The sequence below is a fragment of the Streptococcus salivarius genome (assembly GCF_002094975.1).
Lineage (GTDB): Bacteria > Bacillota > Bacilli > Lactobacillales > Streptococcaceae > Streptococcus > Streptococcus salivarius_D.
Genome location: NZ_CP015283.1, coordinates 1,134,969 through 1,149,243, shown reverse-complemented (window position 1 = coordinate 1,149,243; position 14,275 = coordinate 1,134,969). Strand labels below are relative to the sequence as shown.

Below are 14,275 nucleotides of genomic sequence, written 5' to 3'. Positions count from 1 at the left end.
TCATCTTTAAGATAGATACAAAAGAGACCCACCCCTATCGGGATGAGTCTCTTTTTCGAAAACTGAAATAGTCTAACTAACTATATTGAGGGATTTAACCTATGAACTATCTTAGTCTTCTTTTTTGCGTTTTCCTGCCAAACCTAGTCCAGCTGCCGCAAGGATTCCTCCAAGAGCCATAGCTGCCATAGACGCATCATCACCTGTTTCAGGAAGTGCTGGTCCTTTAGGAGCTTCTGGTGTAGTTGGTGGTGTCACTGGTGGAACCACTGGAGTTGGAGGAGTCGGTGGTGTTGGAGGCGTAGTTGGTGGTGTAGTAGGAGGTGTGTTTGGTGGAGTTGTTGGTGGTGTATATGGTGGGATAACAGTGTTGTTGAACTCAGTATCTTCTGGCAATTGAGAAATCGCTGTCAAGACTTTACCATCTTTAGTTACAGAAACAACAACTGTGGCTACCATCTTATCATAAGTAACAGTTGCATCGTTACCTTTTACTTCTTCTACTGTATAGACGTGATTACCTTCTTCACCACGTTTGTACTCAAGGGCAGAGAACTTGATCTTACCGTTAGCATCGTTGCTTACAGTTTCGATAACATTACCCTTGCTATCCTTAAGTACAAAGCTAAACTCACCAGCTTTAAGTTGACGACCTTCAAGTTTCTTAGTGAATTCAAACTCAACCTTAGTTGGGATATTGACTACACGTTTTTCTGTTGGTTTTTCTGGTTTTTCAACAGATTTCTTAGTTGGGTCGTATTGGTGAACGATTTGTGACGCAGTATTTTCGATATCTACACCATCTTTGGCAGTGCCTTTGATAGTTGCAGGAATATCGAACTTGTAGTAGCGTCCGAATGCCAATTTGGCAGTATCAATCACTTGTGTATTTTCTGCATCACCAAGTGACTTAGTAAGGTCAGACTTAGACGTTGCAGTGATTACACCGTTTTCAACCTTGATATCAAACTTAGCTGTCACATCTTCCCCTGTTACAGAGTCGTATGCTTTAATATCTGCAACATTGATGTTCAAGTTTTCGCTGTCATATTTATCTGTAACACCAACAGATTGGATATTGTGAGCGTCAGTGAAGTTGTTTGTGTCAAGCCATACTTGGTAGACAAACTTATCACCTTTCTTGAGTGTCTTAGTATTGATATTTTCAGCTTCGTTGTTAGCTGTGCTGTCAGCGTAAGGATCCTTGTTAGTATCGCCTACTTTATCTTTCAACTCAGCATCATCGTCAACAAGTTTCATACCAGTGATATCGAATTTCTCTTTAGAAACAACGTATTTCTCTGGTTGGAACTTAGGTTTTTCTGGTGGACGAACAGTATTGTTGAATTCTTTATCAGCTGGGTCAGTAACCTTAGTGATAAGAGCTTTCGCTTTACCATCGTGTGATACTTCAACAGTGACAAGAGCTTTCATACCGTCGTATTGAACTGTGCTGTCAGTACCTTTAACTTCTTCTACTGTGTACTTGTAAGTACCTTCTTGGCCTTTCTTGTACTCAATAGCTTTGAACTTAACGTTACCTTTGGCATCGTTCTTAACAGTTTCGATTTCTTTCCCTGTAGAATCCTTAAGTACGAATGTGAATTCGTTCGCTTTAAGTTCACGGCCTTCCAAACGCTTAGTGAAGTTAAACTCTACTGAAACTGGAACACTGTTAACACGTTTTTCAGTTGGTACGTTTGGTTTTTCAACTTTCTTAGTTGTTGGGTTGTAGTAGTTAACAACTTGAGTAGCTGTATTTTCGATATCTACACCAGCTTTAATATCCTTCTTAACTGTTGCAGGAATATCAAATTTATAGTAACGACCAAACTCGAACTTAGTAGTGTCAATGACTTGAGTGTTTTCTGCATCGCCAAGTGACTTAGTGAATCCATCTTTAAGGTTAGCTGTAATCACACCGTTAGCAAGTGAGATGTCGAATTTATCTGTAACATCTTTACCAGTTACTGAATCGTAAACCTTGATTGCTGATGCATCTACATCCAACTTAGTTTCATCAAAGTCATCTGTGATACCAACAGTTTGGATATGATCCTTGTTGTTAGCGTCAAATTGAGTTGTATCAAGCCATACTTGGTAGTAAAGTGTTTGACCAGGTTTAACTGACTTCGTATTCAAGTTTTCCAATTCGTTGTTTGATGCGTCATCAGCATAAGGGTTTGCATTGGTGTCTGAAACCTTGTTAGCCAATTCTTTATCATCATCAACGAGTTTAGTACCTGTTACATCGAATTTCGCTTCAGAAACAACATATTTTTCTGGTTGGAACTTAGGTTTTTCTGGTGGACGAACCGCATTGTTGAATTCTTTATCCGCAATTTGACCGACAGTTGCTACAAGAGCTTTAGCAGTACCATCATGAGAAACAGTGATTGTTACATTCGCTTTCATTGTATCGTATGTAACAGTTGCGTCTGTTCCTTTAACTTCTTCTACTGTAAACTTGTGAACGCCTTCTTGGCCTTTCTTGTACTCAATAGCTTTGAACTTAACGTTACCTTTGGCATCGTTCTTAACAGTTTCGATGACATTTCCTGCTTCATCCTTCAATTGGAAGCTGAATTCGTTAGCTTTAAGCTCACGACCTTCCAAACGTTTAGTGAAGTTGAATTCTACTTTAACTGGAACGTTAACAACACGTTTTTCTGTTGGTTTATTTGGTTTTTCAACAGACTTAGTTGTTGGGTTGTAGTAATGAACGATTTGAGAAGCTGTGTTTTCAATGTCTACACCACCCTTAACGTCGTCTTTGACTTTACCAACAATATCAAACTTGTAGTAACGTCCAAAGGCAAATTTAGTTGTGTCGATAACTTGAGTGTTTTCTGCATCGCCAAGTGACTTAGTGAAGCCATCTTTGAGGTTGGCTGTAATCACACCATTTTCAACCTTGATATCGAACTTAGCTGTTACATCATCACCTGTGATGCCATCATATGCTTTAATATCAGCTACATTGATATCAACTTTATCTTCTTCATAGTCATCTGATACACCAACAGTTTGGATATTATTCTTTTCAGTGAATTTAGTAGTATCCAACCATACTTGGTAAACAACTTTTTGTCCAGGATATACGGTCTTAGTATTGATGTTAGCTTTTTCATTATTAGAAGCACCATCAACATAAGGATTTGCATTAGTTTCTGCAACCTTATCTTTCAACTCTTTGTCATCATCAAGAAGAGATACTCCCTTCAAATCGAACTTAGTTTCATTAAGAATGTATTTCTCTGGATTGAATTCTGGTGTTTCTGGTGGACGAACTTTGTTGTTGAACTCTTTATCGTTAGCGCTTGAAGCAAATCCGCCTGTTGAAGCGTGGTTAACGACAGTTGTAAGAACTTTGCCTTCCTTAGTAACTTTCACTGTTACAGTCGCTTTCATAGCATCGTAAGTGATTGAAGCGTCTTTACCAGCTACTTCTTCAACTGTGTAAGTGAATGTCTTACCAAGATCATCTTTATTGAACAAGAGTTTTTCAAACTTGATGTGACCATCTTTATCGTTGGTTACTGTTTGAAGAACTTTGTTGTCTTTGTCTTTCAATACGAAGCTGAACTCACCTGCAGTCAACTCACGTCCTTCAAGTCGTTTAGTATAGTTGAACTCGAGTGGAACTGGAACGTTGTTTTCACGTGTTTGAGTTGGCTTTTCAGGAGTTGTAACTTTCTTATTGAATGGGTTGTATTGGTGAATTGTTTGGTTGGCTGTATTTTCAATATCTACACCGTCGTTAGCATCAATGTCTTTAACAACAGCTGGGATATCAAATTTATAGTAACGACCAAACTCAAATTTAGTTGTATCGATGACTGGAGTAGCATCTGTTGCACTAATAGCTTTAGTCAAGCTTGCTTTAGATGTACCGTAGAGAACACCATTTTCAACCTTGATGTCGAACTTATCAGTAACATCAGCACCAGTGATACCATCGTAAACCTTGATATCAGCAGCGTTGATGTCAAGCTTATCTTCTTCGTAGTTATCTGTGATACCAACTGTTTGAAGATTGCTTTCTGCTGTGAAGTCACGAGTATCAAGCCATACTTGATAGTAGATCTTTTGACCACGTTTGAGGGTCTTACCATTCAAGTTTTGGATTTCAACTTTATCAGCTGAATCGTCGTCATCAGCAAGTTTGTTGCCAATGATGTCGAAGCTTGGTTCTGAAACAACGTATTTCTCTGGTTTGAAGTTAGGAGTTACGTTGTTATCGAAAATTCTGTCGTCTGATTCATAAGAATTTCCACCAACTGTAGCATAAGAGATAACTGTTGATAATTGATTACCTGCTGAAGGTTGAATAACTTTAACAGTAACGTTGACTTTCATATTGTCATAAGTAACTGTTGTATCAGTTCCTTTAACTTCTTCTACAGTGTAGTTAAAGGTCTTACCAAGATCGTCTCTTCCATAATTAATAGTAGAGAAAGTTACTTTGCCTTTAGCATCATTCTGAACAGTTTCAAGAACTTTTCCTGCTTCGTCTTTCAAGACAAAGTTAAATTCCTTATCTTTCAATTGACGACCATTAAGTGTCTTACCGAAGATTAACTGAATAGCCATTGGAACATTGTTGACACGCTTTTCAGTTGGTTTCTCTGGTTTTTCGGTCTTCTTAGTAGTTGGGTTGTAGTAGTTAACTACTTGAGCTGCTGTATTTTCAATTTCAGCACCATCGTAAGCACCGTCAGAAACTTTAGCTGGGATGACAAACTTGTAGTAACGTCCAAATTCGAACTTAGTAGTATCGATGATTTGAGTGTTTTCTGCATCGCCAAGTGACTTAGTGAAGCCATCTTTAAGGTTAGCTGTGATTACACCATTAGCAATTGAGATGTTGAATTTATCAGTAACATCTTTACCAGTCTTACCATCGTAAGCCTTGATATCAGATACCTTAACATCCAATTTAGCTTCATCATAGTTGTCAGTAATACCAACAGTTTGGATGTTATCCTTATTGTTTGCATCAAATTTAGTTGTATCAAGCCATACTTGGTAGTTAATAGTTTCGCCACGTTTCACGGCTTTCGTATTGATGTTTTCTGCTTCGTTGTTATCAGCTTTATCAGCGTATGGGTTCGCATTTGTGTCTGCGTACTTATCTGTCAACTCTGCATCATCATCAAGAAGCTTAGTACCAGTGATATCAAACTTACCGTTACCATCGCTAAGAACATATTTCTCTGGTTGGAACTTAGGTTCTTCTGGAGGAGTCACACGGTTGTTAAATTCTTTGTCCGCAATTGCACCTACAGTCGCGATAAGAACTTTAGCTGTTCCATCGTGTTTAACTGTAACTGTTACATTCGCTTTCATTGTGTCGTATGTAACGGTTGCGTCTGTGCCTTTAACTTCTTCTACTGTGTAGTTATGAACGCCTTCTTGGCCTTTCTTGAATTCAAGAGCTTTGAACTTAACGTTACCAGAAGCATCGTTCTTCACAGTTTCAAGAGTTTTACCTTCTGAATCTTTAAGGACGAAGCTGAATTCGTTAGCTTTAAGCTCACGACCTTCCAAACGTTTAGTGAAGTTGAATTCCACTTCAACTGGAACGTTGTTTACACGTTTTTCAGTTGGTTTAGTTGGTTTTTCAACTTTCTTAGTTGTTGGGTTGTAGTAGTTTACTACTTGAGCCGCAGTGTTTTCGATGTCTACACCACCAGGTACATCAGCTTTCACTGTTGTTGGGATGTCGAACTTGTAGTAACGTCCAAAGGCGAATTTAGTTGTGTCGATAACTTGTGTGTTTTCTGCATCGCCAAGTGACTTAGTGAAGCCAGCTTTAAGGGTTGCAGTGATCACACCGTTGTTAACTGTGATATTGAATTTATCTGTGACTTCTGCGCCTGTTACTGAATCGTAGGCTTTGATCTTAGTAGCATCAAGATTCAAGTTAGTTTCATCGTAGTCATCTGAGATTCCTACTGATTGGATGTTGTCCTTGTTAGCTGCATCGAATTTAGTTGTATCCAACCATACTTGGTAAACCAATTTTTGACCACGTTTAACAGTCTTAGTATTCAAGTTTTCTGCTTCGTTGTTTGAGGCATCGTCCGCATATGGGTTCGCATTGGTATCTGCGTACTTGTCTGCCAACTCTTTATCATCATCAACGAGCTTGTCACCTGTGATATCGTATTTCTCTTCAGAAACAACGTATTTCTCTGGTTGGAACTTAGGCTCTTCTGGAGGAGTCACACGGTTGTTAAATTCTTTATCCGCAATGTCGCCTACAGTCGCGATAAGTACTTTAGCTGTACCATCGTGTTTCACTGTGACTGTTACATTCGCTTTCATTGTGTCGTATGTAACGGTTGCGTCGCTTCCTTTAACTTCTTCTACTGTGTAGTTGTGTACGCCTTCTTGGCCTTTCTTGAATTCAAGAGCTTTGAACTTAACGTTACCAGCCGCATCGTTCTTCACAGTTTCAAGAGTTTTACCTGTTGAATCTTTAAGAACAAAGCTGAATTCGTTAGCTTTAAGCTCACGACCTTCCAAACGTTTAGTGAAGTTGAATTCCACTTCAACTGGAACGTTGTTTACACGTTTTTCAGTTGGTTTAGATGGTTTTTCAACTTTCTTAGTAGTTGGGTTGTAGTAGTTTACTACTTGAGCCGCAGTGTTTTCGATGTCTACACCACCTGCAACATCAGCTTTCACTGTTGTTGGGATGTCGAACTTGTAGTAACGTCCAAAGGCGAATTTAGTTGTATCGATAACTTGAGTGTTTTCTGCGTCGCCAAGTGACTTAGTGAAGCCAGCTTTAAGGGTTGCAGTGATCACACCGTTGTTAACTGTGATATCAAATTTGTCTGTGACTTCTGCACCTGTTACTGAATCGTAGGCTTTGATCTTAGTAGCATCAAGATTCAATTTAGTTTCATCGTAGTCATCTGAGATTCCTACTGATTGGATGTTGTCCTTGTTAGCTGCATCGAATTTAGTTGTATCCAACCATACTTGGTAAACCAATTTTTGACCACGTTTAACAGTCTTAGTATTCAAGTTTTCTGCTTCGTTGTTTGAGGCATCGTCCGCATATGGGTTCGCATTGGTATCTGCGTACTTGTCTGCCAACTCTTTATCATCATCAACGAGCTTGTCACCTGTGATATCGTATTTCTCTTCAGAAACAACGTATTTCTCTGGTTGGAACTTAGGTTCTTCTGGTGGTGTTACACGGTTGTTAAATTCTTTATCCGCAGGTTCTGTCACGTTTGTGATCAATGCTTTAGCTGTACCATCATGAGAAACAGTAACGGTTACAACAGCAGCCATTTCATCGTAAGTGACAGTCGCGTCTGTACCCTTAACCTCTGTTACAGTGTACTTGTAAGTACCTTCTTGACCCTTCTTGTATTTAAGGGCTGTAACTTTTTCACCAGCTTTATTTGTGTACTCTACTGGAGAGAATTTAATCTTACCAGCTGCATCGTTGGTTGCAGTTGCAATCACAACATTGTCGCTATCTTTCAACTCGAATGTGAATTCGCCAGCTTTAAGGTCACGACCTTCCAATTTCTTAGTGAAGTTAAATTCTACTGAGATTGGAACACTGTTAACACGTTTTTCAGTTGGTTTTTCTGGTTTTTCAACTTTCTTAGTTGTTGGGTTGTAGTAGTTAACAACTTGAGCTGCTTTGTTTTCGATATCTGCACCAGCTACGACATCGTCTTTCACTGTTGCTGGAATATCAAATTTATAGTAGCGTCCAAATTCGAACTTAGTTGTATCAATGATTTGAGTATTTTCAGCGTCGCCAAGTGACTTAGTGAAGCCAGCTTTAAGGTTAGCTGTAAGAACACCGTTGTTATCAGTGATTTCGAACTTGTTAGTAACATCTGCACCAGTTACTGAATCATAAACCTTGATTTCTGAAGCATTAACAATCAATTTATCCTTATCGTAGTTATCTGTGATTCCTACTGTTTGGATATTGTCTTTGTTAGCTGCATCAAATTTAGTTGTATCCAACCAAACTTGGTAGTAAAGTTTAGATCCACGTTCAACTGATTTAGTATTTAAGTTTTCTTCTTCGTTGTTGTTTGTATTATCGACATATGGGTTTGTATTTGTTTCACCATATTTATCTGTCAATTCAGAATCATCATCAACGAGCTTAGTACCAGTGATATCGAATTTCGCTTTAGAAACAACGTATTTCTCTGGTTGGAACTTAGGTTCTTCAGGAGGTGTTACACGGTTGTTAAATTCTTTATCCGCAGCGTCTGTTACGTTGGCAACGATTGCTTTAGCTGTACCGTCATGTGAAACCACAACTTTAACAGTAGCAACCATTGTGTCGTATTTGACAGTTGCATCTGTACCAGGAGTTTCTTCTACTGTGTAGTTGTAAGTCTTACCAAGATCATCGCGACCGAACCCGAGAGTCTTGAAGACAATCTTACCAGCAGCATCATTCTTCACGCGTTCAACTTCAACGCCGTCTTTCTTCAATACGAATTCGAATTCGTTTGCTTGAAGTTCACGACCTTCCAAACGTTTAGTGAAGTTCATTTCCACTGGAACTGGAACGCTGTTAACACGTTTTTGTGTTGGTTTTTCAGGTTTTTCAACTGTCTTGCTCACTGGGTTGTAAACGTGAACTGTTTGGTTGGCTGTATTTTCAATATCAGCACCAGCTTTAACAGATTCTTTCACAGTTGCTGGAATATCAAATTTATAGTAACGTCCAAAGGCGAACTTAGTAGTATCGATAACAGGGTTGTTTACTTTATCTTTGATAAATGCTTCTTTAGAAGTTGCAGTGATTGTGCCGTTTTCAACTTTGATGTCGAATTTAGCAGTCACATCTGCACCAGTTACTGAATCGTAGGCTTTGATATCAGATGCGTTAACGTTCAATTTATCTGCGTCGTATGTATCAGATACACCAACGTATTGGATGTTGTTAGCTTCTGTGAATTTAGTAGTATCAAGCCATACTTGGTATACCAATTTAGAACCGCGTTTAACAGTCTTAGTATTCAAGTTTTCTGGTTCGTTGTTTGCAACACCATCAACATATGGATTCGCATTTGTTGCTGTGTACTCGTTACCAGGTACATCATCGTCGTCATCCATCAACTTGTTACCAGTGATGTCGAATTTCTCTTTAGAAACGACAAATTTTTCTGGTTGGAATTCAGGAGTTTCTGGAGGAGTGACTTTGTTGTTGAATTCTTTATCTGCAGTACCGTCAGTAGCGTTACCATTAGCGTCTACACCACCAGTTGATGTAACGTTTGTAACAGTAGTCAATGTGTGACCGTTCTTAGCAACTTCAACTGTCACTGTAGCTTTCATCTTATCGTAAGTCATTCCGAATTCTTTGTTTTCAGGAATCACTTCTTCTACAGTGTAAGTGTGTGTACCAACTTTAGTATTGTCGAATGACAATTCTGAGAAGGTTACGTTACCAGCAGCATCATTTTTAACTGTTTCAACGACATTACCAGCAGCATCTTTCAATACGAAGCTAAATTCACCAGCTTTAAGTTCACGACCAGCCAATTTCTTAGTGAAGTCAAACTTAGTTACAACTGGAGAAACTACATAGTTGTTGAACTCTGTGTCTTCAGGCATTGTAACAGCAGTACTCAAGAGACCTGTAGCAGCATCTTTAGTAACTTTAACTTTCACTTCTGCGTTCATAGTATCGTAATCGATGTTTGTATCGTTACCAGCTTTTTCACGCACAGTGTAAGTGTGTTCACCTTCAGCACTGTATTCAATAGCATCAAATGTGATTGAACCATCTGCTGCATTTTTCTTAGTTTGAATAACGTTGCCGTTTTCAAGCAATTCAAACTCGAAGGCACCTGCTGTAAGCGCTTTACCTTCAAGACGTTTAGTGAACTTGAATTGAGCTTGAGTAGGAGCTGATGTGAAGGTATTGTTGAATTCTGTATCAGTTGGAAGAGTTGCAACAGCAGTAAGCGCATGACCTGACTTAGTAACCGTAACTGTTACGTTAGCTTTCATTGGGTCATAAGTCATACCTGCTTCAGTTCCTCGAACTTCTTCTACAGTGTACTTATGGTTACCAACTTGAGCATTTGTAAATGTCAAGGCATCAAATTTAACTTTACCGTTGGCATCATTTTGTTTTGTTTGAAGGACTTTACCATCTTTGTCTTTCAATACGAAGCTAAATTCGCCAGCTTTCAAGTTACGACCTGCAAGAGCTTTGCTGAAGTCAAATTGAGCAGTTACAGGAGCTACAACGTGGTTGTTGAAGATCTTGTCATCAGTACCAGTTGCTTCACCACCTGTTGAAGTCATTTCAGTCTTAGTAGCCAAAAGACCTGTAGTAGCATCTTTAGTAACCGTTACTTTAACTGCGATAGTCATTTCATCGTAGTCTACATCGGCATTGTTGCCTTTCACTTCTTTAACAGTGTAGTTGTAGACACCTTCATGGTCAAATGACAATTCGCTAAAGTTAATCTTACCGTTAGCTTTGTTGGTTACAGTTTCATTAACATTGTTATCACCAGTCAACGTGAAGCTAAAGTCACCTGCGTTCAAAGTACCATTTGAAAGTGATTTATCAAAGTCAAGGTTAACTTTAACCGCACCTGGTGTGAATGTGTTATTGAATTCTGTATCTGCTGGAAGAATGTTAGTTGCTTTAAGAACGTGGCCTTCCTTAGTAACAGTGATTGTTACTTCAGCTTTCATTGTATCGTAAGTCATACCAGCTTCTTTATTATCTGGGATAACTTCTTCTACAGTATACTTGTGAGTACCAACTTGAGTATTATCAAATGTCAAGTCATCAAAGGCAATAACACCATTAGCGCTGTTTTTCTTGGTCTGAAGAACATTACCAGTTGAATCTTTAAGAGCAAATGTAAATTCGCCTTCTTTAAGAGTACGACCTGCAAGAGCCTTACTAAAGTCGAACTTAGTCTTAACTGGAGCTACAACGTAGTTATTGAAAATTTTATCATCTGCACTTGATTTGAATCCACCTTCAGCACTGTATTTAACTGAAGCTTGCAAATCACCAGCAGCATTTTTCTCAGTTACAGTAACTGTCATTGTAACAGTCATTGCATCATAATCGACGTTTGTATCTGAGCCTTTAACCTCAGTAATTGTGTAAGTGTATACTCCAGCTTTGTTAAATGTTAATTTACTAAATGTAGCTTTACCATTTTGGTTAGTTACTGTTTCTTCATATGAAGGAACTGATTTGTTAGCTTGCTCTTCTTTAATCTTAAAGCTAAATTCACCATTAACAAGTGTGCGTCCTTCAAGTTGTTTTTCAACTTCTGGAGTCACTGTTACAGGTTCTGACTTCACATAGTAGTAGACTGTTGGCTTGTATGGCGTCAAAGAGTTGAGCAAGTCAACGTTAGTACCAATACCTCCTACTCCACGCTCTAATTGTGCGTTTGGAGAAAGGTGACCGATATTATCTCCCAAGAATGGTACAAATACTGTCTTATACGGAGTGTAAGAAGCATCTCTTTGGAAATCAAATGGAACATCCTTACCATTTGGATAGTTCGTTTTTGCCCCTGTTCTTGGATCAGTTACAGTGTGTGCAATCGTTTTAAGTGGTGTTTTCTTAACAACCAACTCTTCTTTGTTATAATCACCTGGTTTAATAGGCTTGGTTTCTGCTAGCAACATATAGCCATCAGTGTTCAATGTACCATCAGAACGTTTGTTTTGTTGTCTTGGATCTAATAAGTAAACACGAATGACAACAGATCCATCTTCTCCAACAATTTCTTTGATACGTTTTATTCCAGCACGATCAGCATCCATAAACTTGGTACCAACTGTATAAGGACGGCTAACATAACCAGTTGTTGAATCTGGAGTAGCTGTTTGATAAAGTTTGTAACCATCAAATTGACGTTCACCAGATGCTGTAAAGTGTTGTCCTTCCATCGCTTTCAGCGTGTAGTTGGCTAATGTTACTTCATTACCATTTGGTACATAATCTTGAACAGTTTTATCTGTTTTATTCGCATTAAATGAAGCATTATTTCTATCGACTACTCTATAGTAAGTTGATTTTTGAACAAATAATGGAATTTTAGCATTCGTATCTGTAATAGTACGACCATTATATGCTGGTTCTACAACGTTGATGATATCCGTTGAATTACGCGCAGCATAAACTGCATCATATAAAGCTTGTTCTGTAGGAGTTAGATTGTGTCCTGGAGCAACTAAAGCCTTGATACTTGCACCAACTTCATATCCAAGTTGGATAAACGGTGAATCTGTCTTCCCTGGTCCAGCACCTAAACCTTTATCGTAATCTACTTGCCAAGTTAACTCCCCATTAGAGGCTGCTTTTGTAGTCGTAAATTTTTGAATACCACTAGAAGCTGATACGGTTCTTGTTTCTAATACATTACCAGTGTTCTTGTCAACCAATTCAACAGTAGTATCTGTTGAAGCATCAAATCTCTTGTAAGCACGTGTATAGTAATTTGTATGGTAACGTTTGTTGAAATTAGTAAGATCTACGATACTATAAGTATAGTAGTCACCTTCTTTAGCTTGGTAGCCCGATGGCACTGTTTGAGAACGAACAGTTGCACCATTAGGATCCGTCATGTCTGGAGTAGCTTTTTCACCATCTTTAAGGTGAGTTTCTACAGAGACCGCCTCATAGTTGTGATCTGTCAAAGCACGTGTATTACGACGACGGCTACGACCTGTTGCCAAAGCACCAGCATTTGTGATATCACTAGCAGCACGGTCAAGTGTTGCACTACGGTCTGCAGCAGATCTTACAGAGTAAGTATTTGCTGTAACACGTGGGCTAACACTTGTAGCTTCTGCTGCGGTTTCAGCTGATTCAGTATTTTCAGTTGCTGGAGCAGTTGTTGATGCTGTAGCTGAAGTGTTTGAAGCTGTTCTTGTTGAAGCTGGTGTTTCAACATTGTTGCTGGCCGTAGCTGTTGATGCTACTGTAGCTGGCTTAGCTGCTTCTGAAGTAGCTTTTTCTGTTGGCTTTGCAGCCTCTGAAGCTGGTTTAGAAGCTTCTGGTTTCGCAGTTTCTGTAGCTTGTTTGTCAGTTGTCTCTGCGGCAACCTTATCTGTTGTTGAAGCTTCTGGCGTCAAGTTAAATGTTGACGCAGTTGCCTCAGTTGAAGATACAGCTGCAGTAGGATCTGCTTGAGCTGTTGATGCTGTATTCGTCTCAACCAGTTCTGAAGAACTTTCGCCCTCAACTGATGAACCAGGGTTTGATGAAGAAGCATCAGATGCTACGACTTCATCAGCCTGTGCAGTGTGAGCAGCAAAGAGTGCCGTTCCCAACAAGACTGAAGCGACACCAAATGAATATTTACGCAATGAAAAGCGCTGGCGCCTGTTGAAAATGTCTTTCATGTTTAAGTCTCCCTCTAAAAAAATAGTTAGTTATAGATACATGATTATAAGTTAATTCCCCTCATATCCATGATTCTTTTTCATTCTAACATTCTGACAATTTAGAGTCAAGTGATTAAACAATGTTTTTTAAAAAAAGTTAGTTGTCTGACAATTGTAAGAGTAACGTTATTTACAAAAAAACATAAAAACGTTAGAAACCTTTTATTTATAATATGTTAAGCGTTTTCTAAAATAAGACGACAACTACTATTTTCTAATATTTCATTATATAAATTACGCTTTTCTAAAATAAATTAACTCGGATTACATTTGTTATTTTCTAATAAAAGCGTCAAAGATTCCAAACCCATCTCATGTTCCATAAATACTTGAATCACCATATATAAACAGAAGTAAGTTCTAAAAATAGTAATTTAAACCTATAATCCGAAAGAAATAATATTATAAAAATAAATTAACATCTTATAATATACACTATATTATTCTCACTTTGATCCATAATAATGGCAATATACGCACACAACCTCTCATTTCTTTCCCTTTTACACTCATATAGATATTTTTATCTTTAATGAAAATGGCATATACATCTAGTCCTAACCTTAGAATAACTTTATCCGTCTAAAATAATACTAACATCTTCTTCGTTTAACAGTATTTCTTCATTAACACTAGTAAAATCTTAAAGAAAGTTTGCAACAATCCAACATCCATAATTGCTCTCACCTGTTTAGCATACTAATATTCAACTTAAAAAAGAGTCTCATAAGTTAGGATTAATAGAGAGTGAGTCCTAGTATTTTCTAACTTCAAAAAATCAAAAGATAACAAAACCTGTGAGAAAAATTATGCCTACTAGTATCTTATTCAAATA

1 protein-coding gene is annotated in these 14,275 nt (G+C 38.3%); it reads right to left on the bottom strand.

The genetic code is table 11. The annotated features are described in order from the left end of the window. Positions 1-111: 111 nt before the first annotated feature. Positions 112-13,398 carry a Spy0128 family protein gene (locus V471_RS05730; RefSeq protein ID WP_084871203.1) on the bottom strand — a complete coding sequence of 4,429 codons (13,287 nt, stop codon included), beginning with the start codon at positions 13,396-13,398 and terminating at the stop codon, positions 112-114. Between the last annotated feature and the right edge of the window lie 877 nt (positions 13,399-14,275).

Coding starts and splice junctions, on each gene's coding strand:
- V471_RS05730 (WP_084871203.1), bottom strand. CDS start 13,398: ATGAAAGACATTTTCAACAGGCGCCAGCGCTTTTCATTGCGTAAATAT.